This window comes from Comamonas fluminis (genome assembly GCF_019186805.1).
GTDB lineage: Bacteria > Pseudomonadota > Gammaproteobacteria > Burkholderiales > Burkholderiaceae_C > Comamonas > Comamonas fluminis.
In genome coordinates, this window is record NZ_CP066783.1 from 3,035,098 (window position 1) to 3,059,929 (window position 24,832).

Below are 24,832 nucleotides of genomic sequence, written 5' to 3' on the forward strand. Positions count from 1 at the left end.
ATGACGCACCCGAACGACCTCCCCCTGCAGGCTTTGCAGTTCTATGCCACAGCCGCCTACCCCTGCAGCTATCTGCCCGGGAGAATGGCTCGTTCACAGGTCGCCACCCCCAGCCATTTGATTCAAAACCCCGCCTATTCCGAACTGGTCAATCTGGGTTTCCGGCGCAGCGGCATGTTCACCTACCGCCCCTATTGCGATGGCTGCCAAGCCTGCATTCCCCTGCGCATTCTGACCGCAGAGTTTCAGCCCAATCGCAGCCAGCGCCGCGCCGCAGCGCGACACGCCAACCTGACCCCCTCCATCAAGCGCCTGCACTACTCCGACGAGCACTATCAGCTTTACCTGCGCTATCAGCAGCATCGCCACAGCGGCGGCGGCATGGATCAAGACAGCGTGGATCAATACACGCAGTTTCTGCTGCAAAGCCGCGTCAACTCGCGCTTGGTGGAATTTCGGGAAAGCACGCCAGACGGCCAGCCCGGCGCATTGAAGATGCTCTCGATTCTTGATGTACTTGAAGATGGCCTGTCTGCGGTCTACACCTTCTACGAGCCACAGGACCACGCCAGCTATGGCACCTACAACGTGCTGTGGCAAATCCAGCAGGCCCGCGCCATGAACCTGCCCTATGTGTTCCTGGGCTACTGGATCGCAGAGAGCCCGAAGATGAACTACAAAGCCAGCTTTCTGCCGCACGAAATTCGCGAAGGCGAACGCTGGCAGCGCGTAGACCAGCAAAGCGGCAGACGCTAGGGTCTGTTGAGATTTAGACGAGGATCGCGTTGCAGCGACAGAAGGCTGGATGCTAGGCGCATGACCGAAGCAATGCTCATGCCTTGCAAGGGCATGCAACAACGCAGACGGCCTCCTGTCGCTGCAACCCGAAGGGAAGAACTCTGGCCACTTGCCACTCGTTGTTGCGTTCCTTGTGCGGGTGGGCACCCGCACGGCGTCACGCGCCTAGATTGGCAAGCGGCCAGAATCCTTCGCGACCTCGCTCAATTCTCAACAGACCCTAGCGATATCGCAGCAAGCCTGCGGCAGTCTCGCTGCATACAGATATGAGCAGATGACATGTCTGCACGGTGATTGCACCGCTAGAATGCCCTCATCCCGAAACGCACCTCCAACGCATGAAAAAAGACGATCTCTCGGCCTCCGCAAAGCCTAGCGTCCAGGTTCTGGAACGCATGTTCACGTTGATTGACGTGCTGGCATCGCGTGAGGAAGCGGTCTCTTTGAAGGAGATCAGCGAACGCACCGGCCTGCACCCCTCCACCACGCACCGCATCCTCAATGATCTGGCGCTGGGCCGCTTTGTGGACCGCCCAGAATCTGGCAGCTACCGCCTGGGCATGCGCTTTCTGGAGCTGGGCAACCTAGTCAAGGCACGCCTGAACGTACGCGAAGTGGCTCTGACGCCCATGCGCCAGCTCTACAAGCAGATTCAGCAGCCCATCAGCCTGTCCGTGCGCCAAGGCGATGAAATTGTCTATGTCGAGCGCGCATACAGCGAACGCTCCGGCATGCAGGTGGTGCGGGCGATTGGCGGGCATGCGCCGCTGCACCTGACGTCCAACGGCAAACTTTTTCTGGCAGCCGACGACCCTCAGCAGGTGCGCGCCTATGCCACCCGTACAGGTCTGCCCGGCAAAACCCATTTCAGCATCACCCAGCAAAGCGATCTGGAGCATGAGCTGGAAAAAGTGCGCCAGTACGGCATTGCCCGCGACAATGAAGAGCTGGAACTGGGCGTGCGTTGCATGGCTGCCGGTATTTACGACGACCAGAGCAAGCTGATTGCGGGCCTGTCCATCTCTGCCCCCGCAGATCGCCTGGACGAAAGCTGGGCCCCCAAGCTGCAAGCCACGGTGCAGGAAATTTCTGAAGCGCTGGGATACAACCGCCAGCGCCCCGCACCTCAGGCAGCCTCCCCTTACAGCCGCAGCCATCACCACGGCTGAAAATCAAATTTCATAGCGCATTGCGCGCGTAAAACAAGCGCCTCAGACGCATACCCAATAAAAAAGCCACCTTTCAGGTGGCTTTTTTTGACAGGCGAAAGAAGATCAGCCGCGAATACGCTGCGCAATCACATTGCTGGCAGTGGGACCCATACCTTCGACCCAGTGGCGCACGCGCTCTGCATCGGCAATACGGCTGAACTTGCCTGCGGAATCCAGGAAGACCATGATGAGCTTGCGACCCGAAACCTGAGCCTGCATCACCAGGCAGCGGCCAGCTTCCGAGATATATCCCGTCTTTTGCAGACCGATATCCCAGTTGTCGCTCTTGACCAGACGGTTGGTATTGTTGAACTGTAGTGTGCGGCGGCCCACAGCCACTTCGTAACCGGGCGATGTGGAGTATTCGCGCATCAATGGCTCACCATGCGCCACACCCACCAGCAAAGCCAGATCGCGTGCGCTGGACTGATTGCTGCTGGACAGGCCCGTGGGCTCCACATAACGTGTGTCTTTCATGCCCAGCTGACGCGCCTTGGCATTCATCATCTGCACAAACTGCGACAGACCGCCAGGATAGGTACGACCCAGAGCATGGGCTGCACGGTTTTCGCTGGACATCAGCGCCAGGTGCATCATCTCTGAGCGACTCAGCGTGGTGCCCACACGCAGACGCGAACTGCTGTGCTTTTCGGTGTCCACATCATCCTGGGTGATGGTGATCATCTCATCCATGGGCAAATGCGCCTGCGCAATCAGCAGACCGGTCATCAGCTTGGTCAGCGACGCAATCGGCAGCACGGCCTGATCATTCTTGCGCAGCAGCACTTCATGCGTATCCTGGTCAACCACATAGGCTACGCTGGACTGCAGATCGAGAGGGTCGGTGACGGCATGCAGGCCAGCCATCTGACCGTAGGACTGACGGGCGGGCTCAATGGGTGCAGCAACCGCTGCTGCAGCCAGTGCGGCACCGCCTGCGGCAGTACCCGCCTTGGCCAGATGTTTTCTGGAGGACGAGCGTTCGGCTCGCTCGGCGCGCTCAGCCTTGGCCACTGTCGTCTTGCCGCCATGCTTGCCTGCAGCAACGGCCTTGTCCGCCTTGCCGCCCTTGGCTGTTTTCTCTGCCTTGTCGGCCTTGCCAGCTTTTTCAGACTTGCCAGCTTTGCCGCCCTTGGCCTCGGCCACCACCTTTGTTTTCCCTGCAGATTCCTTTGCCCCCGCCTTTTTGGCAGATGCCGCAGCAACCGGCTTCTTGTCGTCTTTTTTCCCTGCGGCATGGGCAGCAGGCACGACCAGTGCGCAACTCAAAAGAGCTACGGACATCAATTGAGGAAGCTTGGCAAGGCGAAAGGGACTAAGCAGCGGCATGCGATACCCCAGACAACAAGGTGTAAGGATTTAATTCAATCAAAAAAGTTGTGAAGTGACAGGCACTTGCACAACCTTCTCGATAATCTGAGTGAAATTATAAATCCTGCGTTCAACCTTGTGCAGCTACAACTTCCATATTGCTATGCAATTTGTTCAATGCACCCAGATAAGCCTTGGCCGATGCGACCACGATATCGGGGTCAGCACCCACTCCGTTGACGATACGGCCATTGCGCTGCAGGCGCACTGTCACCTCGCCCTGACTCTCTGTAGAGCCACTAATGGCATTGACGGAATACAGCACCATTTCGGCGCCACTTTTCACCTCGGATTCAATGGCCTTGAATGAGGCATCCACCGGACCATTGCCTTCGGAAGTCGCCTTGATTTCACGCCCCTCGTTGCTGAAGACCACGGTGGCATGTGGGCGCTCGCCAGTTTCGCTTTGCTGAGCCAGAGAGATGAACTGAAACTGGTTTTCATGGTGCTGCGCACCATCCACATTGACCAGCGCCAGAATGTCTTCGTCGAAGATTTCGCTCTTGCGGTCAGCCAGTTCCTTAAAGCGCGTGAACGCCTGGTTGATGGCGGCTTCGCTATCGAGTTCCACGCCCAGTTCCTGCAAGCGCTGCTTGAAAGCGTTACGACCACTGAGCTTGCCCAGCACGATCTTGTTGGCAGTCCAGCCCACATCTTCAGCGCGCATGATTTCGTAGGTATCACGTGCCTTGAGCACGCCATCCTGGTGAATGCCGGAAGCATGGGCAAAAGCATTGGCACCCACCACGGCCTTGTTAGGCTGCACCACAAAGCCCGTGGTCTGGCTGACCATGCGACTGGCCGCCACGATGTGCTGGGTGTCGATATTCACATTCAGGCCAAAGTAGTCCTTGCGTGTCTTGATCGCCATGACCACTTCTTCCAGCGAGCAGTTGCCTGCACGCTCGCCCAGACCATTGATGGTGCACTCAATCTGACGAGCGCCGCCAATCTTCACACCTGCCAGCGAGTTGGCCACAGCCATGCCCAGGTCGTTGTGGCAGTGCACGGACCAGATGGCCTTGTCGCTGTTGGGCACACGCTCGCGCAGGTTGCGAATGAACTCGCCATACAGCTCAGGCACGGCGTAGCCCACGGTATCGGGCACGTTGATGGTGGTCGCACCTTCGTTGATGACCGCCTCAATCACACGGGCCAGAAAGTCGGGTTCGCTGCGATAGCCATCTTCAGCGCTGAACTCAATGTCTTCGATCAGGTTGCGGCCAAAGCGCACCGCCTGCTTAGCCTGCTCCAGCACCTGCTCAGGTGTCATGCGCAGCTTCTTTTCCATGTGCAGCGGGCTGGTGGCAATGAATGTGTGAATGCGCCCACGGTTAGCGTCTTTCAAGGCCTCTGCGGCGCGGGCAATGTCGCGGTCGTTTGCACGAGACAGCGAGCAAACGGTGGAGTCCTTGATGGCACGGGCAATACCCTGAATGGATTCAAAGTCCCCATTCGATGCCGCCGCGAAACCCGCCTCGATCACGTCCACCTTCAGGCGCTCCAGCTGGCGCGCAATGCGCAGCTTTTCGTCACGCGTCATGGACGCGCCGGGCGACTGCTCGCCGTCACGCAAGGTGGTGTCAAAAATAATGAGCTGATCGGACATGGTGGGTCTCACTTTGTGAAGTTATGGCGCATTGCTTATACGCCGTTTCTATTCAGGGTCTGGCAATTAAAAAGCCGGAACGCTTTTGGCGACTCCGGCTTGGAACACTTCTATCAGGCAGCAACCGCTTCTACGGTTGCCGGGGCGCGCTGCACACCCGAGATGATGGCGCGAAGCGAGGCAGAGACGATATTGGCATCCACCCCAACACCGTAGCAGACCTGCGCGTCATCCACACGCAACTCCACATAGGCAATGGCCTTGGCATTTGCACCTTCGCCAATGGCATGCTCTGCATAGTTGAGCACGCGCACATTGCGGCCCACGGCCGCCGAGAGCGACTGTACAAAGGCATCAATGGGGCCCGTACCTTCTCCGTCCAAAAAATACTTCTCGCCCTCCACTTCGATTTCGGCAGTCATGCTGACCACGCCATCGGCTTCCTGCAAGCGGTACTGAGGCGCCTTGACGGTGTTCACCGCGTATTCACGCTGGAACAGCTCCCACAGGTCGGCAGCCGACAATTCCTTGCCGCTGGCGTCCATCTCGCGCTGCACAACCTGGCTGAATTCGATCTGCAGACGACGGGGCAACTGCAAGCCAAACTCGCTCTCAAGCAAATAGGCGATACCGCCCTTGCCCGACTGGCTGTTGACACGAATCACGGCCTCATAGCTACGTCCCAGATCCTTGGGGTCGATAGGCAGATAAGGCATATCCCAGATATCGCCATCCTTGTGAGCGGCGAAGGCCTTCTTGATGGCGTCCTGGTGGGAGCCCGAGAAGGAGGTGTAGACCAGCTCGCCCACGTAAGGGTGGCGAGGGTGCACGGGCAACTGGTTGCAGTGCTCAACCGTTGCGCGGATATCGTCGATATTCGAGAAATCAAGGCCGGGGTTCACACCCTGGATATACATATTCAGAGCCACATTGACCACATCGAGGTTGCCGGTGCGCTCGCCATTGCCGAACAAGCAGCCTTCAAGGCGATCAGCACCCGCCATCAGCGACAGCTCGGCGGCGGCCGTGCCTGTGCCGCGGTCGTTATGCGGGTGCACCGAGATCACCACGCTGTCGCGGCGCTCGATATTGCGGTGCGTCCACTCCACCATGTCGGCAAAGATATTGGGGGTGGAATGCTCCACCGTGGTGGGCAGATTGATGATGCACTTGTTCTCAGGCGTAGGCTGCCACACGGCAGTCACCGCGTCGATCACGCGCTTGGAGAATTCCAGCTCGGTATCCGAATACATTTCGGGCGAGTACTGGAAAGTCCATTGGGTTTGCGGGTAGTTGGCTGCAATGTCCTTGAACATCTGTGCATTGGTCGTGGCCAGTTCCACAATCTCGTCTTCGCTCATATTCAGCACCACGCGGCGCATGACGGGAGCCGTTGCGTTGTAGAGGTGAACAATGGCGCGGGGCACGCCCTCCAGCGCTTCAAAAGTGCGGCGAATCAGGTGCTCACGCGCCTGGGTCAGCACCTGCACCGTCACATCATCGGGAATGCGGTTTTCATCAATGAGCTTGCGCATGAAGTCGAACTCCACTTGCGAAGCCGAGGGAAAGCCCACTTCAATTTCCTTGAAGCCAATCTTCACCAACTGCTCGAACATGCGCACTTTGCGCTCGATGTCCATGGGCTCAATCAAGGCCTGATTGCCATCACGCAGATCCACACTGCACCAGACCGGAGGCTTGGTAATCACCGCATCGGGCCAGGTGCGATTGGTCAGGCGCACAGGAGCGAAAGCACGGTATTTGGTGGAAGGGTTTTGCAACATGGTCAGTCTCTTGAGTGGAATTGGTAAAAGGTGAAAACCCATTCAGCGACGCCCAAACGCAAAAACGGCCCGTCGCTGGTGCTACGGGCCGTCAAGAAGGTGTGTGTTTGTACGTTTGTACGCGCGCGCTACTTCCTCTGCCCGTTGGACATTAGTAGTAGAGCTAGCGACAGGTTTTGCATGCGGATCACTTTAACACAAGAAAAGTTGATAAGGACAAGATTTTTTGCAGCGCATCAATCGTCGTGCAGACCGCGCTCGTCTGGCTCGTCCTTGCTGGTCGCAACAATGCTCACATGCTCGCCCTTGGCACGGCGCCACACATAAATCACATAGCCAGAGATGGAATAACCCACAAACACCAAGAACAGCATGGTGGCAGGCTCGATGCTGACCACTGCCATCAGCAGGGCCACCACCACCAGCGAGACAAAGGGCATGCTCTTGGCGCCACCAATGTCCTTGAAGCTGTAATAAGGAATATTGGTCACCATGGTCAGGCCTGCGAACAGTGTGACGGCAAACATGATCCAGGACAAATCCGCACGGTCTGTGGGGTAGCCACCAAACCAGGAAATCACATCACCGAAGATGGGCACATCGCGGTGCGAGACCATCAGTGCGCTGGTCAGCCAGATAAAGCCCGCCACCAGTGCCGCCGCCGCAGGCGAAGGCATGCCCTGGAAGTAGCGCTTGTCCACCACGCCGGTATTGACGTTAAAGCGCGCCAGGCGCAGTGCGGCGCAGGCGCAGTACACAAATGCGGCAATCCAGCCCCAGCGACCCAGCGGGCGCAGCGCCCATTCATAGGCAATCAGCGCAGGGGCCGCGCCAAAGGACACCATGTCGGACAGCGAATCCATCTGCTCGCCAAAGGCGCTTTGCGTGTGCGTCATACGCGCCACACGGCCGTCCAGGCTGTCGAGCACCATGGCGCAGAACACGCCCACGGCAGCCAGTTCAAACTTGTTGTTCATCGCCATGACGATGGCGTAGAAGCCGCCAAACAGCGCTGCCAGGGTGAACAGATTGGGCAGCACATAAATGCCTTTGCGCATCTTGCGCGAGGTGGCACCGATATCGCCAGACTCATTGCTGTTTTGCATTCAACAGACCTCCAGTGCTTGCATGTCAAGCGCATGCAGCTATTAAAACCATAGTATTTTAAGCAATGCCACAAGGACAATGCCACTGGTTCCAGTGTACCCGCCACGCATGCTGCACTTTGCATGAAAAAGGCCACCGTGAAGGTGGCCTCTGACTGACACGCATTGACCGGGCGCAAACCCGGCCAATCACATCATTAGTTGCGGCTTTGGTCAACCAGCTTGTTCTTGGCGATCCAGGGCATCATGGAACGCAGCTGGCCACCGACTTGCTCGATAGCGTGGTCAGCGTTCTGACGACGACGGGCAGTCATCGAAGGATAGTTCAGACGGCCTTCGCTGATGAACATCTTGGCGTATTCGCCGCTCTGGATGCGCTTCAGAGCGTTGCGCATGGCCTTGCGGGATTCTTCGTTGATGACTTCAGGGCCCGTCACGTACTCACCATACTCGGCGTTGTTCGAGATGGAGTAGTTCATGTTGGCGATACCGCCTTCGTACATCAGGTCGACGATCAGCTTGAGCTCGTGCAGGCACTCGAAGTAAGCCATTTCAGGAGCGTAACCAGCTTCGGTCAGGGTTTCGAAGCCCATCTTCACCAGTTCCACCGCACCGCCGCACAGAACGGCTTGCTCGCCGAACAGGTCGGTCTCGGTTTCTTCCTTGAAGTTGGTTTCGATGATGCCGCCCTTGCCGCCGCCATTGGCAGAAGCGTAGGACAGCGCCACATCACGGGCCTTGCCAGACTTGTCTTGGTAAATGGCGATCAGGGAAGGCACGCCGCCGCCCTTGAGGTATTCGGAGCGCACGGTGTGGCCTGGGCCCTTGGGGGCAACCATGATCACGTCCAGGTCAGCGCGGGGCACGACCTGGTTGTAGTGCACGTTGAAGCCGTGAGCGAAAGCCAGGGTTGCGCCTTGCTTGATGTTGGGCTCAACGTTGTTCTTGTACACCTCAGGGATGTTTTCGTCGGGCAGCAAAATCATGACGACGTCAGCAGCCTTCACTGCCTCGTCCACTTCCATCACGGTCAGGCCAGCCTTGCCAACCTTATCCCAGGAAGCGCCGCCCTTGCGCAGACCGACCACCACCTTCACGCCGGATTCGTTCAGGTTCTGAGCGTGTGCGTGGCCTTGGCTGCCGTAACCGATGATGGCAACAGTCTTGCCCTTGATCAGGCTCAGGTCACAGTCCTTGTCGTAGAAAACTTTCATGTTGGCTCCAGGTCTCTTATCTTGAGGGGGTTAAAAAGGTTGATTCGATTTCAAAAATGGCGCAAACCCGCCATTAGACACGCAGAATGCGCTCGCCACGGCCAATACCCGAGGCGCCTGTACGCACTGTCTCCAAAATGGCAGTGCGATCAATGGCTTGCAGGAAGGCGTCGTTCTTGGACTGGTCACCGGTCAGCTCTACGGTGTAGCTCTTTTCGGTGACGTCAATGATGCGGCCACGGAAGATATCCGCCATGCGCTTCATCTCTTCGCGCTCCTTGCCCACGGCGCGCACCTTGACCATCATCAATTCGCGTTCGGTATAGGCGCCTTCGGTCAGGTCCACCACCTTCACCACTTCAATCAGGCGGTTCAGGTGCTTGGTGATCTGCTCGATGACGTCGTCCGAACCGGTGGTCAGGATGGTCATGCGCGACAGCGACGGGTCTTCCGTCGGCGCCACAGTCAGGGATTCAATGTTGTAGCCACGGGCCGAGAACAGGCCCACGACGCGCGACAGTGCTCCAGGCTCGTTTTCGAGCAGCACGGCGATGATGTGTTTCATGAGATGAGATTCCTCTTTTCGCCGCCCTCCCCTGACACCGGTAAGTGCCAGGCTCGGCGGACAATAGATTCGTCAAAAAAGATCGCTATAAAGAATATAGCTGCTAGCGCTTACTTTACTTTGGCTGCATGCCGATTTCATTCACAAATCGGCACATCAGTCATCACAAATCGTCAGCACCCAGCAGCATTTCGGTGATGCCGCGGCCCGCCTGAACCATGGGGAACACGTTCTCCGTGGGGTCAGTGCGGAAGTCCAGGAACACCGTCTTGCTTTCTTCGCGCACGATGCGGCGAGCCTCACGCAGGGCACCTTCCACATCAGCAGGGTTTTCGATCAGCAGACCACGGTGACCATAGGCCTCGGCCAGCTTCACGAAGTCGGGCAGCGAATCCATATAGCTGCTGGAGTAACGGCCCGAGTATTCAATTTCCTGCCACTGGCGCACCATGCCCAAGAAGCGGTTGTTCAAGGCGCAGATCACCACAGGCGTGTTGTACTGCTTGCAGGTGGCCAGTTCCTGAATGTTCATCTGAATCGAGCCTTCGCCCGTGATACAGAAAACTTCAGAATCCGGCTTGGCTAGCTTGATACCCATGGCATAGGGCAGACCCACACCCATGGTGCCCAGGCCGCCGGAGTTGATCCAGCGACGGGGTTCATCAAAGCGGTAGTACTGCGCAGCCCACATCTGGTGCTGGCCCACGTCCGAAGTGATGTAGGTGTCCGTACCCTTAGTCATGTTCCACAGGGTATCGACCACGTACTGAGGCTTGATGACTTCGCCATTGCCCTTGTCATAGCTCAGGCAGTCGCGGCTGCGCCAGCCTTCAATGGTGTTCCACCACTGGCCCAGAGCCCCTTCATCAGGGCGCTGTGTGGATTCGCGGATCATGGAGATCAGCTCGGCCAGCACATCCTTGACATCACCCACGATAGGCACATCCACCTTCACTCGCTTGGAAATGGAGGATGGATCAATGTCGATATGGATGATCTTGCGTTCCACCGACATGAAGTGCTTGGGGTTGCCAATCACGCGATCATCGAAGCGCGCACCCACGGCCAGCAGCACATCGCAGTTCTGCATGGCGTTGTTGGCTTCGATGGTGCCGTGCATGCCCAGCATGCCTAGGAACTTCTTGTCGCTGGCAGGATAGGCACCCAGACCCATCAGGGTGTTGGTGACAGGGTAGCCCAGCATGTCCACCAGCGTACGCAACTCGTTGCAGGCATTGCCCAGCAACACGCCACCGCCGGTATAGATATAGGGGCGCTTGGCGCTCAGCAGCAACTGCAAAGCCTTGCGAATCTGGCCTGCGTGCCCCTTCTTGACGGGGTTGTACGAGCGCATTTCCACTTTTTCGGGATAGCCGGTGTACAGCGCCTTCTTGAAAGACACGTCCTTCGGAATATCCACCACCACAGGACCGGGGCGACCGGTGCGGGCAATGTGGAATGCCTTTTTCATGGTCTCGGCCAAGTCGCGCACATCCTTGACCAGGAAGTTGTGCTTGACGATGGGGCGAGTGATACCCACGGTATCGCATTCCTGGAACGCGTCAGTACCAATGTAATTGGTCGATGTCTGGCCCGACACCACCACCATAGGAATGGAATCTGTGTAGGCGGTAGCAATACCGGTCACGGCATTGGTCAGGCCTGGGCCGGAAGTCACCAGCGCGACGCCCACTTCGCCTGTGGCACGAGCAAAACCATCGGCAGCGTGCACGGCAGCCTGCTCATGGCGCACCAGCACATGCTGAATAGTGTCTTGCTTGTAGAGCGCGTCGTAGATATAGAGAACAGCCCCGCCCGGATAGCCCCACAGATGCTTGACGCCTTCTGCCTGCAGAGACTTGACGAGGATTTCAGCGCCCATCAATTCCTGAGCGCCCTTGGGGGAAGATGCGGCTGCCGCGGAGGCCAGCTCGGCTTTGGAGATTTCCATGATCAACCTTTGTGAATTTCTCTAACGAAAAACCTTCGGTGCCCTTAGCCTGAAGCCCTTTTGAGGCCGGTTTAGGACTTAAGACCACAAGCCATGGGCGTTTGTGTGTACGCCGGACCGTGATCCGTTTGCTTCTATTTAAGTTGAGAACATTATCGCACTGCAACAAGACCTTCAATTGCATTACGGTAAAAAACATCAAGCGATGCGATAATCGCTCACTTTTTCGCCGGCCCACGACCGGCTTCTCCAGGGTTTTTCTCTCTTGGCTACAGAACAAGAACTGTCTTCATTCCTCAAGGGCGTCGAAAAGCGCGCATTCAAGCGCAGCCTTTTTCACGTTCGCGATGAAGAGGCCGCCCTGGATATCGTGCAGGACAGCATGCTCAAGCTGGCCCAGCACTATGGAGACAAGCCGATCCAGGAACTGCCCATGCTGTTCCAGCGCATTCTCTCCAACTGCACCCTGGACTGGTTTCGCCGCCAGAAGACCCAGAAAGCCGTCTTCACGCACTTCAGCGACCTGGAGTCCTCCGACGAAGACGGCGATTTCGACTGGCTGGAAACCTATGCCACCAACCAGGACGAAGCCGAAGCCCACAATGCGGAAACCCTTACCGAACGCAAGCAGGTGCTACAAAGCATAGAAAAAGAAATACAAGAGTTACCAGCGCGTCAACGGGAAGCATTCCTCATGCGTTACTGGGAGGAGATGGATGTCGCTGAGACCGCTGCCGCCATGGGTTGTTCCGAGGGTAGTGTAAAAACGCATTGTTTCCGCGCCATACAGACATTGAGCAAGGCACTCAAGGCCAAAGGAATCGAGTTATGAAATCCGCGCCCACTTTCCGGCAAGAACAGGCTGCCGATCGTATCGCCCGTCAAATCACCGTTCGCTTGACGGAAGGCGAAGCCTTGCTCCCTTACGAAGTGACCGAGCGACTGCGCGCCTCACGCGAGCGCGCTGTTTCCGAGCGTCGCCGTGAAATCTCGGTTCTGCACACCCAGACCAGCACCGCCGCTTCGGCTCACGGTCACACCATGACCATGGGCACGCCTGAAAATGAAGGCAGTGGCTGGTGGCGCACCCTGGTTTCGGCCATTCCAGTTTTCGCCCTGATTGCCGGCCTAGTGGTTTATAACTCTCAGTCCGACCAGAGCCTGCTGAGCGAAGTCACCGAAGTGGATACCGCCTTGCTCACAGACGATCTGCCGCCTGCCGCCTATGCGGACCCCGGCTTTGTGCAATACCTCAAGACCTCTGCAGCCAGCTCAGAGCACTGATTCGCCCTTCACCCTCTGAATGCCTTCTGAAAATCGCACTCTTTTGCAACCAGGCAACACCGCCGCCATCATGGCGGCGGTGTTGTTGATGGCTCTGTGCTACACAGGCTGGAATGTGGTTCAGCAGGTGCGTCTTGCCCCAAGCTCCGTGCCACCGGCTACGGTTGCGGCGTCCAAGTCAGTCCACTCAGACCCCGGCGCCCGTCAGCGCGCCACCACCATTGCCGCCGGACCGCGCTGGGCGGAACTGAGCCAGCACCAGCGCGCCATTCTGACCCCGCTGGAAGACCGCTGGGCCATGATTGGCGCAGGCCAGAAGCGCCGCTGGATGGCACTGGCCGATGGTTTTGACAAACTCAGCGAGCGCGAGCAAGAAAAACTGCGTGACCGCATGGAGTCTTGGTCCAGCCTGAGCGCAGCGCAGCGCAACCAGGCGCGGCTGAACTTTGCCATTACCAATAAGCTGGCTACGGACAAGCAAGCCCAGTGGGAGGCCTACCAGGCCCTGAGCGACGAAGAAAAGCGTTTGCTGGCCGCACGCGCAGCGCCCAAGGTCGTGACGGCAGCCCCTGCCATCAAGCCCGTGGCGCCAAAGAAGCTGGCACGTATCCCCGCAGCGAATGCCACCCCCGGCAATGTGCCGAATCTGCCCAAGATTCCGCCCACAACGATTCACCACCCTCCACCCCCTGTGCCCGCCACGCCAGCCATGGTGGAAACCTCGCCGGTGCGCACGCCTTCCATCATTGTGGAAACAGCGCCTGTCGATATTCCTCGCGCAACGCCCACCACTTTGCCGCCGCTGGATGCGCCAGCGCAAGATTCCGGCAACAGCCACGGCAGCAGTCATCTGGGCAACTGACACGGCCTCTACAATGACCCCATGCAGCAACAAGTACCGGCTCATGAGGGCAGTTCAGCTCCCACCGACACCCCTGTTTTAATAGCGCCCAGCCTGCGCCGCAGAATGGCTTGCTGGCTTTATGAGGGCATGCTGCTCTTTGGCGTAGTCTTCATTGCAGGCTATCTGTTCAGCACCTTGTCGCAAACGCGCAACGCACTCGATAACCGTCACCTGCTTCAAGCCTTCATGCTGGTTGTGCTGGGTATTTATTTCGCCTGGTTCTGGAGCAAAGGCCAGACGCTGGCCATGAAGACCTGGCATATTCGCGTGGTTGATGCACAGGGCCGCCCCCTGACACAGAGCCGCGCCCTGCTGCGCTATGCTTTTAGCTGGATGTGGTGGCTGCCGCCTTTAGCCGTACTCTACCCTCTGGGACTGCCGCCTCTGGAAGTGCTGGTGCTGCTCATGGGCTGGGTACTGGTCTGGGCACTGCTCAGCCGCTTTCATCCCCAGCGCCAGTTCTGGCACGATGCCTGGGCAGGCACACGTCTGGTTCATCAGGCACCCGCTCCCAAACGCATTCGCTGAATTTTCATCACCTCATGACTTCGCCCCAGCAAGACCCCGTCAACCCGCAAAAAGGCCGCACCGGGCTATCCCGCTTTCTGCATGCAGGCAAATACTCACTGGAAGGCCTGCAAGCGGCCTGGTTTGAGCCCGCGTTCCGCCAGGAAGCCATCTGCGCCTTCATCATGGTGCCCGCGGCTTTCTGGCTGGGCCAAAGCTGGGAACAGACGGCGCTGCTAGCTGCCACCGCCATTCTTGTGCTGATTGTGGAGCTGCTCAACACCGGCATTGAAGCGGCCATAGACCGCATTGGCCCTGAGTGGCATGAGCTGTCCAAAAAGGCCAAGGACATGGGTACGGCTGCTGTCTTTCTCTCTCTGTGGCTATGCGGCGCCGTCTGGGCCGCAGCGCTTTACCACCGTTTCATCGCATGACAAATCCTGCTTTCTCCATCTGCGTGTACTGCGGCTCACGCCCCGGCACCAACCCTCAATTCACAGAAGTCGCCAAGGCTGTAGGCCAATGGATTGGCGAGCGCGGCGGCCAGCTTGTCTATGGCGGCGGGCGCGCCGGCCTGATGGGCACTGTTGCTGAAGCCACCCGCCAGGCGGGCGGCCGCGTCGTCGGCATCATTCCCCAGGCCCTGGTGGACAAGGAACTGGCCAACCAAGCTTGCGACGAACTGCACATCGTCAAGAACATGCATGAGCGCAAAGCCATGATGGCCGAGCGCAGCGATGCCTTTGTGACACTGCCCGGCGGCATCGGCACATTTGAAGAGCTGTTTGAGATCTGGACCTGGCGCCAGCTGGGCTATCACGACAAGCCCATTGGCCTGATCAATGTCGATGGCTACTACGACACCATGATGCAATTCCTGCAGTCCTGCGTCACCAACGGCCTGATGGGTGAATGGCAGATGGGTCTGATCGAAAGCAGCAACGATGCCCCAGCCCTGCTGCAGAACCTGGTTCAAAACTCTGGCACGCGAATGGAAACACCGTCGCTGCGGGACGTCATCTAAGCCTGCCCGGTAAGCCTTCGTCTGCACGGCCATGTGGCCAGCAGACGAGGCCAGCAGCCAGCCTGTCGCCCTCTTGGCAACTGGGCACCGCTCATTCATGGCGCCCTGCACTCACTCGATCTGCTAAAGAGGGATACCGCCACCTTCGTGCCTTCCCGGCATGATTGGCTCATCAGGTGCAACCGCCCAGCACTCTTGCGGCTATCTGTCTGACAGCACAGGCTCTTGGGCGCTTGTCATACTGAGGCGGCTGCTATGCATTTCTTTCCCCTCTTCTCAGAAATGCACGCCACATCGCCCTGACCAGACCATATTTCCAATCATTCAACGCTGGACGACTCCGTCTTGTCCGCCTGCGAATCGTGAAGACCTACCCTCAGCTCATCATTTGCGAACACTGCGACAGCGTTCATCAGCGGCTTGCCATCGCCGCTGGCACCACCGCACGCTGCACGCGCTGCGATGCGGTGCTGTACCGCGCCAATCGCATGTCTGTGGATCGCTGGCTGGCCCTGACAGTAACAGCGGCCATCGTTTTCGTGATTGCCAATGTGTGCCCGGTCGTGCACATCAGCCTTCAGGGTTTGCACAACGAGGCCACCATGTGGCAGGCAGCCGCCGCACTGGCGCATGGCGCAGCCTCCCCCATTGCCGTGCCTACCGCTTTGGCCATTGTGCTGGTGCCACTGATGCAGATTGCGCTGCTGCTCTGGGTCCTGACATACGCCAGCCTGGGCCGCCGCGCCCCGGGCTTTGCGGCCGCCATGCGCAGTCTGCAAGCCTTGAAGCCGTGGAGCATGGTGGAAGTGGGCATGCTGGGCCTGCTGGTGGCCATTATCAAACTCACCAGTTTTGTGCAGGTTGCACCCGGCCCTGGCATCTGGGCCACGGCGGTGCTGATGGTGCTCATCACTGTGATTGCAAAGAATGACCTGCACTGGCTCTGGGAACTGACAGAAGACCATCAGGGCACACAGGCGGCTGCAGCATGAGCCAGGCCACGCCACCGCACCAGAGCGAACAAGCCCCCCGGGCAGATCAGCTTGCCATGATTGGCTGCCACAGCTGCGGCATGGTCTGCGAAGACACGCTGAACACCAGCCCCCATGCACATTGCCCGCGCTGCGATGCCGATCTGCACCGCAGACGCCCCAATAGCATCATGCGCGCCTGGGCCTTGCTGCTGGCAGGCGTCATTTTCTACATCCCCGCCAATGTGCTGCCCGTCATGTACACCAGCCTGCTGAGCAGCGGCATGGACAACACGATCATGGAAGGCGTGGTCGAGTTCTGGAAATCCGGCTCTTACGGTATTGCCCTGGTCATCTTCATTGCCAGCGTGGCTGTGCCGTGCGCCAAATTTCTTACGCTGGCCCTGCTGCTCATCACATCACAGCGGCGCAGCGTCTGGAAGATGCGCGAACGCGCCCGCCTGTACCGCATGGTGGAATTCATTGGCTACTGGTCCATGCTGGACGTGCTGGTGGTGGCCATTGTGGCGGCGCTGGTCAAATTTCAGGGGCTCAGCGACATCGAGCCCCGCGTCGGCATTCTTTTCTTTGGCATGGTGGTGATTTTCACCATGCTCGCCGCCATGTCCTTCGACCCCAGACTGATCTGGGATGCAGAGACCGGCAGCAGACACGATGGTGAAACGGCATGAATGAAACCCCTCCCACCCGCCCGACACCCGGCAACCCTTCAGTGACTGCACCGCACAAATGGCGGGTATCGCTGATCTGGCTGGTCCCTGCCCTGGCTGCACTGATCGGCATTTCCATGCTGATCCACGCATGGACTTCGGCGGGCCCCAGAATCACCATCTCTTTTCGCTCAGCCGCCGGGCTTGAAGCTGGCAAGACCCAGCTGAAATACAAGGAAGTGACGGTAGGCCTGGTCAAGGCCATCACCCTCAGCAAAGACGGCTCTCAGGTGCTGGCCCATGTGGACATTGACAAAAGCGCGGCTGGCCTTGCGCTGAAAGACTCTCGCTTCTGGGTTGTGCGGCCCCGCATCGGAGCCAGTGGCGTCTCGGGCGTAGATACCCTGCTGTCCGGCGCATACATTGGCGTCGATAAAGGCCAGTCGACCGAAACCGCCCATGAGTTCACCGGGCTGGAAACCCCGCCCACGGTGATCGGCGATATGCCCGGCACCTCTTTTGTGCTGCGCACCAGCGACCTGGGCTCGCTGGACGTGGGCTCGCCCATCTACTACCGCCGCATCCCCGTGGGCCGCGTGGCCTCCTATCAGCTCAGTGATGATGGCCGCTCGGTCAATATGCAGGTGTTTGTGGATGCGCCTTACGACAAGTTTGTCACCCCCGACACGCGCTTCTGGAACGCCAGCGGCATTGATGTCTCCATCGGTGCCGACGGCCTGAAGATGCAGACCCAGTCTGTCGCCACCATTCTGTCCGGCGGCATTGCCTTCGGAAATTCCCCGCTCAGCAGCGCCCAGCCTGCCCCCAAGGACACACAGTTTTCGCTGGCCAAAGACCAGCAGTCCGCTCTGGCCCCGCCGGATGGCCCTTCTCAGTTCATTCGCCTGCGCTTTGAGCAATCACTGCGCGGCCTGTCCGTTGGCGCCCCCGTGCAATTCATCGGCATGGACCTGGGACGGGTGCTGTTCATCAAGCCGGACTACGACGCCTCCAAAGAGCGTTTTCCTACGGTAGTGGGCATCGAGATCTACCCCGAGCGGCTGGGAGACGTTCTCAGCAAACTCCCCAAAACCGAAGGCAACGATGAGGACAATGCCGCACAACTCATGGCCCGCATGGTGGAGCAAGGTCTGCGCGCCCAGGCCCGCTCGGCCAATTTGCTGACCGGCCAGCTCTATATCGCGCTCGACTTCATTCCCAAGACACCCAAGGTAGTCTTCGACCCCAAGGCCCGCCCACTGACGCTGCCCACCGTCAACGGCAGCTTTGACCAGTTGCAGGAGCAGATGGCCAGCATTGTCAGCAAGATCGACCGGATTCCGCTGGACTCGATCGGGCGCAACCTCGACAGCTCCATCGCCAATCTGAACAAGACACTGGCACAGGTCAATGGCCAGGTGCTGCCGCAGACCACCCAGACCCTGCAGGAAGCGCAAAAAGCCATCGGCAGCGCGCAGCAGACCTTTGTGGGCGTGCAGCAAACGCTGGGCGATGTGCAAAGCCTGATTGCCGCCGATGCACCGCTGCAGCAGGACCTGGGCGAGACACTGGTAGAAGTGCGCCGCACAGCCCGGTCGCTGCGCACGCTGACGGATTTGCTGGGCCGCCACCCCGAATCGGTGATTCGCGGCCGCCCCGCTGATGCAACGACCGAGCCAGCCTCGAACACGACCAAGGAATCCCGATGATGAACCGACTGGCAGCCCTTGCCCTGCTATGCGCAGCACTGGGCCTTACCGCCTGCAGCAGCCCTGCGCCGATTCACCACTACACCCTGCTGCCACCGCCAGCAGCTGACGGCCATCCAGCAGCAGCCCCTGTTCCATTTCTGATTGATATGCTGCCCGTGGGCCTGCCCGAGCACCTGGACCAGCAGCCGCTGGTGGTGCGCCAGGGCCGTGGTGGCACCGTGGCCGTGCTGGATGAGGAGCGCTGGGTGGGGCCTTTGGGCGATGAGCTGCGCAACGCCTTGTCCGTGCACCTGTCAGAGCGACTGGGAACGCAGGATGTCTCAGGGCTTGCCAGCTCTGCAGAACAGCAAGTGCTGCGGGTGAAAGTACAAGTTCGCCGTCTGGATGCCTGGCCGGGCAATCAAGTCCAGCTGGAGGCGGGCTGGAGCCTCGGGTTTGCGAACAACAGCAGCAAAGCCCGCCTGGTCTGCCAGGGCCGCTTCAATGAGGCAGCGGCAGATGGATACCCCGCCCTGGTTCAGGCGCAGCAGCGAGCAGTCAGCGCGCTGGCTGCCCGCATTGCCAGCGATGCCCGTGCATGGGGATCATCGCAACAGGCCAAGTGCACGGTGCAATAAGCAAACCGGGCCTTGGGCTTGTTGATCTACAGGCGTTACACGCCTGACTGGCTCAGGCGCCCTACCTTGCTCTAAAAAACTAAAACACGGGGCTCAGGCCGGAGCCCCCGGCGTTTACACCGCGCCGTCGTCCAGCTCGCCGGTACGAATGCGTACCACGCGTTCCACGGGGGTAATGAAGATCTTGCCGTCGCCAATCTTGCCGGTGCGGGCCACGTTGACAATGGCGTCAACACAGCGGTCCACGTCCTCGTCCTTCACCACCACTTCAATTTTGACCTTGGGCAGAAAGTCCACCACATATTCCGCGCCGCGATACAGCTCGGTATGGCCTTTCTGACGGCCAAAGCCCTTGACTTCCGTCACGGTCAGGCCGTTCACCCCACACTCGGCCAAGGCTTCGCGCACTTCTTCGAGCTTGAATGGCTTGATGACGGCTGTGATCATTTTCATGGGGCTTACTCCTGACTAGATTGAATCGGCAATGTGCATGAGACAAGCGCCTCAGGCACGAAATTTATTGGTGATGGGATAGCGCCAGTCCTTGCCAAAACTGCGAACAGTCAGGCGCGGGCCGATGGGAGCCTGGCGGCGCTTGTATTCATTGATTTGTATCAGACGAGTGACCCGTTCGACATCCGCCGCCGCAAAACCCTCGGCAATGATGGAGCTTATGCTCTCATTATTTTCCATGTAGCGCGAGACGATGGCGTCCAGCACCTCATAGGCGGGCAGACTGTCCTGGTCTTTCTGGTCGGGGCGCAGCTCTGCACTGGGCGGGCGGGTGATGATGCGCTCGGGGATGGGGTCCAGGCCTGTGCCAAATGGATCATTGGCATTGCGCCAGCGCGCCAGCGCAAACACCTCGGTCTTGAACACGTCCTTGATGACGGCAAAGCCACCCGCCATATCGCCATACAGCGTGCAGTAGCCGGTGGACATCTCGCTCTTGTTGCCCGTGGTCAGCACAATGGAGCCGAACTTGTTGCTCATACCCATCAGCAAGGTGCCGCGAATGCGCGCCTGCAGGTTTTCCTCGGTCGTATCCTCGGCGCGGCCCGCAAAAGCGGGGGCCAGCGCAGCCTTGAAGGCTTCAAACTGCGGGGCGATATTGATTTCTTCATGCTGCACGCCCACGCGCTCAGCCATCTCACGGGCATCCAGCCAGCTGATGTCTGCGGTATAGGGCGAGGGCATCATTACCGTGCGCACCTTGTCTGCGCCCAGCGCATCCACGGCAATCGACAGCACCAGCGCCGAATCCATACCCCCCGACAAACCAATGATGGCGCCCGGAAAACGGTTCTTGCCCACATAGTCACGCACTGACAGCACCAGCGCCGACCACAGCGCCTGATAGTGACTGGGCGCGGGCTGGACTTCACCCGCCACAGCGACGCGGCCATCCGCCAGGTGGGCCGTCAGCACTGGCAAATCCTCCGCAAACGCCGCAGCACGTGCAGCGATCTGGCCATTGGCCTGAATGGCGAACGAGCCACCGTCAAACACGATTTCGTCCTGACCGCCCACCAGATGGGCATAGACCAGCGGCACACCTGTTTCTGTAGCACGCTGCGCAAGCACTGCTTCGCGTTCAGCCTGTTTTCCTGCATGAAATGGCGATGCATTGATGACCGCCAGCAGCTGTGCGCCAGCATTCACCGCCGCCTTGGCGGGGCCGGGGTGCCATGCGTCTTCGCAAATCAGCAGGCCGATGCTCACGCCATCAATTTCCACCACACAGGGCTTGTCACCCGCTGCGAAATACCGCTGCTCATCAAAAACACCAAAATTGGGCAGCAGTTGCTTGGCATACGTTGCCACCCGTGCGCCATCGCGCAGCACGCTGGCGGCATTGAATAGCTGCGAACCAGAGGTATCTTGCTCGGGGTGACCAATAACCAGCGCCATACCGGGCCACTGGGCGCTGGCAGCTTTCAGCTGCTCCATGGCCTCTTCGCAGGCCGCGATAAACGCCGGGCGCAAATACAGGTCTTCCGCGGCATAGCCGCACAGAGCCAGCTCGGGCGTCAGCAGCAAGCGTGCGCCTTGGGCATAGGCCTGGGTTGCGGAATCAATGATTTTCTGGACATTGCCAGAGAGATCGCCCACGACAAAATTGCGTTGGGCACAGCAGATGGAGAGCGTCATGAAAAGCAAGCTGGGTGCGAGGACGAGCTGTCACCAGCACAATCAGGGCATGGCCGAAAACACGATTATCACTCGCGTGCTTACCAGCGTGCAGCAGCTGGACGCACAAATCTGGAACGCCCTGCTGGCCCAGCAGCCCACGCCCACACCATTCATGCGCCACGAATATCTGGCGGCCATGGAGCAAAGCGGCAGCGCCACGGCCCAAACAGGCTGGGTCTGCCGCGTCATCACCGTGTGGGATGGGGGCGAACTGCTGGCCGCCTGCCCGCTGTATCTGAAGACGCATTCCTATGGCGAATACGTGTTTGACTGGGCCTGGGCCCGAGCCTATCAGCAGCACGGCCTGCCCTACTACCCCAAGGCCATTGCCGCCGTGCCCTTCACCCCCGTGCCCGGCACCCGGCTGATGGCGCGCAGCCAGGCACTTCGCCAAGCACTGGTGCAAGCCGTGCAGCAGTGGTGCGAAGCGGAGCAACTGTCTTCCGTTCACCTGCTGTTTGGCGATGCCCAAGACCTGAGCGCCTGCGGGGCAGCGGGCTGGATGCAGCGCAGCACGGTGCAGTTTCACTGGAAGAATATGGCCCCCACGCTCCCCACTGCGTGTGGATCGCTGCCCCCCGAGGGGGCCCAATCCGCCTTGGGGCGGCCCGGCGGCGGATTGGTAGCCCCAACGCCCCCCACGGCAAGTGCATCACTGCCCCTAACGCCAGTCCTGTGGCGTGATTTCGACGATTTCCTGGCATCTCTGCAGCAGGAAAAACGCAAGAAGATTCGCCAGGAACGGCGCAAGGTGCACGATGCCGGCGTGCGCTTCAGAACGCTGCAGGGCCGCGCAATCAGCACCGCCGACTGGGATTTCTTTTACCGCTGCTATGAGCGCACATATCTGGAGCATGGCAACCCGCCCTATCTGACACCCGAGTTCTTTGCTGCCATGCGCGAAACCATGCCCGAGAACTGGGTGATGTTCATTGCCGAGCATGAGCAGCGTCCAATTGCCTGCAGTTTGATAGCTGTCACCGCTGATTGCACGGACATTTCAGCATCAAATATTAATCAATCCAATCAGGAGCAAGCGCTAGCAGCTATCAAAAACAAAGTGGCCTACGGGCGCTACTGGGGGGCGCTGGAGCGGGTGGACAGTCTGCACTTCGAGGCCTGCTACTACCAGCCTATTGAATGGTGCATTGCCAACGGCTACCACCGCTTTGAAGGCGGTGCGCAGGGGGAGCACAAAATGGCCCGCGCCCTGCTGCCCGTGGAAACGCCCAGCGCGCACTGGGTGGCGCACCCGGCGTTTGCCGATGCCATTGCCCGCTTTCTGCAGCGCGAAGGCGAAGGCATGGCCGACTATTTCGAGGCGCTACAAAGCCACAGCCCCTTGCGCCAGCAGCCTGTGCAGCGCCCATAAAAAAGGCCGCTTTGCAGCGGCCAAAGGAAGAGACTGAACAGCCTCACACACAAAATCAGAAAGTTTCCCAGTCATCCTCATGCGATGACGACTTGCGCTGGGCATTGCCCATCAGCGCCTGTGGCGCTGGCTGGGGCATGGTCTTGGGCGCCAGCGGGCGGCGCGCAGCAGGTGCACGCACGCTGCCCACGGAGCTGGCTGCAGGGGCTGCTACACGCACAGCGGCAGCAGATGCGTTGTTGCGAGCCGCATGGTCGTACATGGCATTGGCGGGCAGCTGGAACACGGCCACGGCCTGCACCAGATCCTGTGCCTGCTTGCGCAAAGAGCCTGCAGCCGCCGCACTTTCCTCAACCAGCGCCGCATTTTGCTGCGTGGTCTGGTCCATCTGCGTAACTGCCTCGCCCACCTGCGCCACGCCCTGGCTTTGTTCCTGACTGGCAGCGCTGATCTCGGCCATGATGTCCGTCACACGACGGATGGCCGCCACGATATCGGCCATGGTGGTGCCCGCCTTGTCCACCAGTTGAGTGCCTTGCTCGACACGCTCCACACTGGTGGTAATCAGGGCCTTGATTTCCTTGGCCGCTTCGGCGCTGCGCTGAGCCAGCGTGCGCACTTCACCCGCCACCACTGCAAAGCCACGGCCTTGCTCGCCTGCACGGGCGGCTTCGACTGCTGCATTCAGGGCCAGGATATTGGTCTGGAAGGCGATGGAGTCAATCACGGAGATGATGTCCGCAATCTGGTGGCTGCTGTTGTTGATGCCCTTCATGGTTTCCACCACTTCAGCCACCACAGCACCACCCTGCTCTGCCACCTGAGAGGCATTCACCGCCATCTGATTGGCAGCGCGGGCGTTGTCTGCATTCTGGCGCACAGTGGAGCCCAGTTGCTCCATCGAAGCAGCCGTTTCCTCCAGCGCACTGGCCTGCTCTTCGGTGCGGCTGGACAGATCCGCATTGCCCGAAGCGATTTGCGAGCTGGCCGAAGCCACGCCTTCCGCATTGAGACGCACCGTACGCACAGTCTGCACCAGGCTGGTCTGCATGCGCTCAAGGGCCGTCAGCAACTGGCCGGTTTCGTCATGGCGCTCCACATGAATGTTGCCGCTCAAGTCGCCATTGGCCACACGGTCCGCAGCCTTCACGGCCTGATCCAGTGGCGCACGAATGGAGCGCACCAGCCAGATGCCAGCGATCACCGCCAGCACCAGCGCCACCACCGTGGCCAGAACCAGCATCATGATTGCGCCGTCATACACCTCGCCCGAAGCCTTGGTCTCGGAGCGCGCCATGTCGCTGTTGTATTTGATGAGCTTGTCCAGCGTGGCAGAAGACTGGTTGTAGAGCTTGAGCGACTCGCCCGCCATGAACTCCTTGGCCTTGTCCTTTTCGCCATCATGAGAGAGCTTGAACAGCTGAGCATTCAGCTCCACGTAGCGCTCGCGCTCCTTGATGAACTGGTCATAAAGGTCACGCTCTTCCTTGGAGATGATCAGCGGCTCATACAGCTTCTTGTCTTGTGCCAGACGGCCCTGAAGCTCGGCGAACTGCTTTTCCACCTGATCTAGGTAGGCTGGCTCGGTGTTGTTGACGTGACGCAGCTCCAGCAGGCGCGCGCGCACCAGCTCCGTGCTCATGGTGTTGATGACTTCCACACTGGGCAGTGCATTGCCTGTGATGGCTTCGGCGTTGCCACGCATGGAGCGCAGCTGCATCAAGGCGATGCTCACGACAATAACCAGCAGCAGCACCAAAATACTGATGGTTCCCAATATGCGTGTGGAGATTTTGATGTTCTTCATAAATCAAGCGCCCCCCTGTATTTCCTTAAGTTCTCTCGAATGTTTTGTTTGAAACAAAAAACATTCATGGTTTTGACATTTTGATAAGGTAAGCAAGCGTGCCAGGCACCCATTGCATACCTTCTTTCTCAGAGGAGGAAGCTGCCAATTCCAGATTTGTA

The 24,832-nt window shown here is 59.1% G+C and carries 23 protein-coding genes; 13 read left to right on the forward strand and 10 right to left on the reverse strand.

The window, feature by feature from the left end; genetic code table 11:
* Both JDW18_RS14205 and JDW18_RS14210 read left to right on the forward strand, forming a co-directional pair.
* Positions 1-756 carry an arginyltransferase gene (locus tag JDW18_RS14205; protein WP_218240071.1) on the forward strand — a complete coding sequence of 252 codons (756 nt, stop codon included), beginning with the start codon at positions 1-3 and terminating at the stop codon, positions 754-756.
* A gap of 380 nt (positions 757-1,136) precedes the next feature.
* A complete protein-coding gene (locus JDW18_RS14210; RefSeq protein ID WP_218240072.1) occupies positions 1,137-1,967 on the forward strand; it encodes an IclR family transcriptional regulator in 831 nt (276 codons plus the stop codon).
* Positions 1,968-2,072: 105 nt separating this feature from the next.
* On the opposite strand, the gene pbpG is transcribed toward JDW18_RS14210, so the two are convergent.
* The 7 genes from pbpG to JDW18_RS14245 form a co-directional block, all read right to left on the reverse strand.
* Positions 2,073-3,338: a D-alanyl-D-alanine endopeptidase gene (pbpG, locus tag JDW18_RS14215; protein ID WP_218240073.1), complete on the reverse strand. Its 1,266-nt coding sequence runs from the start codon at positions 3,336-3,338 to the stop codon at positions 2,073-2,075.
* A gap of 112 nt (positions 3,339-3,450) precedes the next feature.
* Positions 3,451-4,989: a 2-isopropylmalate synthase gene (locus tag JDW18_RS14220; RefSeq protein ID WP_218240074.1), complete on the reverse strand. Its 1,539-nt coding sequence runs from the start codon at positions 4,987-4,989 to the stop codon at positions 3,451-3,453.
* Between the two features lie 113 nt (positions 4,990-5,102).
* The gene (leuA, locus tag JDW18_RS14225) at positions 5,103-6,773 is read right to left on the reverse strand and encodes a 2-isopropylmalate synthase (RefSeq protein ID WP_218240075.1); all 1,671 of its coding nucleotides are present in this window, start codon (positions 6,771-6,773) and stop codon (positions 5,103-5,105) included.
* A 236-nt stretch (positions 6,774-7,009) separates the two neighbouring features.
* Positions 7,010-7,879 carry a CDP-diacylglycerol--serine O-phosphatidyltransferase gene (gene pssA, locus JDW18_RS14230; RefSeq protein WP_218240076.1) on the reverse strand — a complete coding sequence of 290 codons (870 nt, stop codon included), beginning with the start codon at positions 7,877-7,879 and terminating at the stop codon, positions 7,010-7,012.
* 197 nt (positions 7,880-8,076) lie between these two features.
* Positions 8,077-9,093, reverse strand: a complete 1,017-nt coding sequence (gene ilvC / locus JDW18_RS14235; RefSeq protein WP_218240077.1) for a ketol-acid reductoisomerase — start codon at positions 9,091-9,093, stop codon at positions 8,077-8,079.
* 73 nt (positions 9,094-9,166) lie between these two features.
* The gene (ilvN, locus tag JDW18_RS14240; RefSeq protein ID WP_003056638.1) at positions 9,167-9,658 is read right to left on the reverse strand and encodes an acetolactate synthase small subunit; all 492 of its coding nucleotides are present in this window, start codon (positions 9,656-9,658) and stop codon (positions 9,167-9,169) included.
* A 163-nt stretch (positions 9,659-9,821) separates the two neighbouring features.
* Positions 9,822-11,609, reverse strand: coding sequence for an acetolactate synthase 3 catalytic subunit (locus tag JDW18_RS14245; protein ID WP_218240078.1), 1,788 nt, complete (start codon positions 11,607-11,609; stop codon positions 9,822-9,824).
* 265 nt (positions 11,610-11,874) lie between these two features.
* On the opposite strand from JDW18_RS14245, the gene JDW18_RS14250 reads away from it, so the two are divergent.
* The 10 genes from JDW18_RS14250 to JDW18_RS14295 all read left to right on the forward strand — a co-directional run bounded on the left by JDW18_RS14250 (position 11,875) and on the right by JDW18_RS14295 (position 19,299).
* Positions 11,875-12,441 (forward strand): RNA polymerase sigma factor, encoded by a 567-nt coding sequence (locus JDW18_RS14250; protein ID WP_218240079.1) that lies wholly within the window; start codon positions 11,875-11,877, stop codon positions 12,439-12,441.
* Positions 12,438-12,893, forward strand: coding sequence for a DUF3619 family protein (locus tag JDW18_RS14255; protein ID WP_218240080.1), 456 nt, complete (start codon positions 12,438-12,440; stop codon positions 12,891-12,893). Before JDW18_RS14250 ends, JDW18_RS14255 begins: the two co-directional genes overlap by 4 nt.
* A 19-nt stretch (positions 12,894-12,912) precedes the next feature.
* A complete protein-coding gene (locus JDW18_RS14260; protein ID WP_218240081.1) occupies positions 12,913-13,755 on the forward strand; it encodes a DUF3106 domain-containing protein in 843 nt (280 codons plus the stop codon).
* A gap of 105 nt (positions 13,756-13,860) precedes the next feature.
* Positions 13,861-14,325: an RDD family protein gene (locus tag JDW18_RS14265; RefSeq protein ID WP_246609936.1), complete on the forward strand. Its 465-nt coding sequence runs from the start codon at positions 13,861-13,863 to the stop codon at positions 14,323-14,325.
* Between the two features lie 14 nt (positions 14,326-14,339).
* Positions 14,340-14,738, forward strand: coding sequence for a diacylglycerol kinase (locus JDW18_RS14270; protein WP_218240083.1), 399 nt, complete (start codon positions 14,340-14,342; stop codon positions 14,736-14,738).
* The gene (locus JDW18_RS14275; protein WP_218240084.1) at positions 14,735-15,328 is read left to right on the forward strand and encodes an LOG family protein; all 594 of its coding nucleotides are present in this window, start codon (positions 14,735-14,737) and stop codon (positions 15,326-15,328) included. Before JDW18_RS14270 ends, JDW18_RS14275 begins: the two co-directional genes overlap by 4 nt.
* A gap of 362 nt (positions 15,329-15,690) precedes the next feature.
* Positions 15,691-16,320, forward strand: a complete 630-nt coding sequence (locus JDW18_RS14280; protein ID WP_218240085.1) for a paraquat-inducible protein A — start codon at positions 15,691-15,693, stop codon at positions 16,318-16,320.
* Complete coding sequence (locus tag JDW18_RS14285; protein ID WP_246609938.1) at positions 16,317-16,991, forward strand: paraquat-inducible protein A; 675 nt, start codon at positions 16,317-16,319, stop codon at positions 16,989-16,991. The genes JDW18_RS14280 and JDW18_RS14285 overlap by 4 nt, the downstream gene beginning before the upstream one ends.
* Positions 16,988-18,679 (forward strand): PqiB family protein, encoded by a 1,692-nt coding sequence (locus tag JDW18_RS14290; RefSeq protein ID WP_218240086.1) that lies wholly within the window; start codon positions 16,988-16,990, stop codon positions 18,677-18,679. Before JDW18_RS14285 ends, JDW18_RS14290 begins: the two co-directional genes overlap by 4 nt.
* Positions 18,676-19,299 carry a PqiC family protein gene (locus tag JDW18_RS14295; protein WP_246609940.1) on the forward strand — a complete coding sequence of 208 codons (624 nt, stop codon included), beginning with the start codon at positions 18,676-18,678 and terminating at the stop codon, positions 19,297-19,299. The genes JDW18_RS14290 and JDW18_RS14295 overlap by 4 nt, the downstream gene beginning before the upstream one ends.
* A gap of 114 nt (positions 19,300-19,413) precedes the next feature.
* Here the strand turns inward: JDW18_RS14295 and JDW18_RS14300 are convergent, their stop codons facing one another.
* Entirely contained in the window at positions 19,414-19,752 is a 339-nt protein-coding gene (locus JDW18_RS14300) for a P-II family nitrogen regulator (protein ID WP_218240087.1), read from the reverse strand.
* Positions 19,753-19,803: 51 nt separating this feature from the next.
* Positions 19,804-21,450 carry an NAD+ synthase gene (locus JDW18_RS14305; protein ID WP_218240088.1) on the reverse strand — a complete coding sequence of 549 codons (1,647 nt, stop codon included), beginning with the start codon at positions 21,448-21,450 and terminating at the stop codon, positions 19,804-19,806.
* Here JDW18_RS14305 and JDW18_RS14310 point away from each other — a divergent pair.
* Entirely contained in the window at positions 21,449-22,864 is a 1,416-nt protein-coding gene (locus JDW18_RS14310; RefSeq protein WP_246609942.1) for a GNAT family N-acetyltransferase, read from the forward strand. The two genes, JDW18_RS14305 and JDW18_RS14310, sit on opposite strands and share 2 nt — an antisense overlap.
* Positions 22,865-22,919: 55 nt before the next feature.
* On the opposite strand, the gene JDW18_RS14315 is transcribed toward JDW18_RS14310, so the two are convergent.
* A complete protein-coding gene (locus JDW18_RS14315; RefSeq protein ID WP_218240089.1) occupies positions 22,920-24,671 on the reverse strand; it encodes a methyl-accepting chemotaxis protein in 1,752 nt (583 codons plus the stop codon).
* Positions 24,672-24,832 lie beyond the last annotated feature (161 nt).

What these genes read in the sequence shown, in the direction of transcription:
- pssA (WP_218240076.1), bottom strand. Translation starts at nt 7,879, where the DNA reads ATGCAAAACAGCAATGAGTCTGGCGATATCGGTGCCACCTCGCGCAAG.
- JDW18_RS14220 (WP_218240074.1), bottom strand. Translation starts at nt 4,989, where the DNA reads ATGTCCGATCAGCTCATTATTTTTGACACCACCTTGCGTGACGGCGAG.
- ilvC (WP_218240077.1), bottom strand. Translation starts at nt 9,093, where the DNA reads ATGAAAGTTTTCTACGACAAGGACTGTGACCTGAGCCTGATCAAGGGC.
- leuA (WP_218240075.1), bottom strand. Translation starts at nt 6,773, where the DNA reads ATGTTGCAAAACCCTTCCACCAAATACCGTGCTTTCGCTCCTGTGCGC.
- JDW18_RS14205 (WP_218240071.1), top strand. Translation starts at nt 1, where the DNA reads ATGACGCACCCGAACGACCTCCCCCTGCAGGCTTTGCAGTTCTATGCC.
- JDW18_RS14265 (WP_246609936.1), top strand. Translation starts at nt 13,861, where the DNA reads ATGGCTTGCTGGCTTTATGAGGGCATGCTGCTCTTTGGCGTAGTCTTC.
- JDW18_RS14305 (WP_218240088.1), bottom strand. Translation starts at nt 21,450, where the DNA reads ATGACGCTCTCCATCTGCTGTGCCCAACGCAATTTTGTCGTGGGCGAT.
- JDW18_RS14270 (WP_218240083.1), top strand. Translation starts at nt 14,340, where the DNA reads ATGACTTCGCCCCAGCAAGACCCCGTCAACCCGCAAAAAGGCCGCACC.
- JDW18_RS14245 (WP_218240078.1), bottom strand. Translation starts at nt 11,609, where the DNA reads ATGGAAATCTCCAAAGCCGAGCTGGCCTCCGCGGCAGCCGCATCTTCC.
- pbpG (WP_218240073.1), bottom strand. Translation starts at nt 3,338, where the DNA reads ATGCCGCTGCTTAGTCCCTTTCGCCTTGCCAAGCTTCCTCAATTGATG.
- ilvN (WP_003056638.1), bottom strand. Translation starts at nt 9,658, where the DNA reads ATGAAACACATCATCGCCGTGCTGCTCGAAAACGAGCCTGGAGCACTG.
- JDW18_RS14290 (WP_218240086.1), top strand. Translation starts at nt 16,988, where the DNA reads ATGAATGAAACCCCTCCCACCCGCCCGACACCCGGCAACCCTTCAGTG.
- JDW18_RS14260 (WP_218240081.1), top strand. Translation starts at nt 12,913, where the DNA reads ATGCCTTCTGAAAATCGCACTCTTTTGCAACCAGGCAACACCGCCGCC.
- JDW18_RS14255 (WP_218240080.1), top strand. Translation starts at nt 12,438, where the DNA reads ATGAAATCCGCGCCCACTTTCCGGCAAGAACAGGCTGCCGATCGTATC.
- JDW18_RS14310 (WP_246609942.1), top strand. Translation starts at nt 21,449, where the DNA reads ATGAAAAGCAAGCTGGGTGCGAGGACGAGCTGTCACCAGCACAATCAG.
- JDW18_RS14275 (WP_218240084.1), top strand. Translation starts at nt 14,735, where the DNA reads ATGACAAATCCTGCTTTCTCCATCTGCGTGTACTGCGGCTCACGCCCC.
- JDW18_RS14295 (WP_246609940.1), top strand. Translation starts at nt 18,676, where the DNA reads ATGATGAACCGACTGGCAGCCCTTGCCCTGCTATGCGCAGCACTGGGC.
- JDW18_RS14300 (WP_218240087.1), bottom strand. Translation starts at nt 19,752, where the DNA reads ATGAAAATGATCACAGCCGTCATCAAGCCATTCAAGCTCGAAGAAGTG.
- JDW18_RS14315 (WP_218240089.1), bottom strand. Translation starts at nt 24,671, where the DNA reads ATGAAGAACATCAAAATCTCCACACGCATATTGGGAACCATCAGTATT.
- JDW18_RS14285 (WP_246609938.1), top strand. Translation starts at nt 16,317, where the DNA reads ATGAGCCAGGCCACGCCACCGCACCAGAGCGAACAAGCCCCCCGGGCA.
- JDW18_RS14210 (WP_218240072.1), top strand. Translation starts at nt 1,137, where the DNA reads ATGAAAAAAGACGATCTCTCGGCCTCCGCAAAGCCTAGCGTCCAGGTT.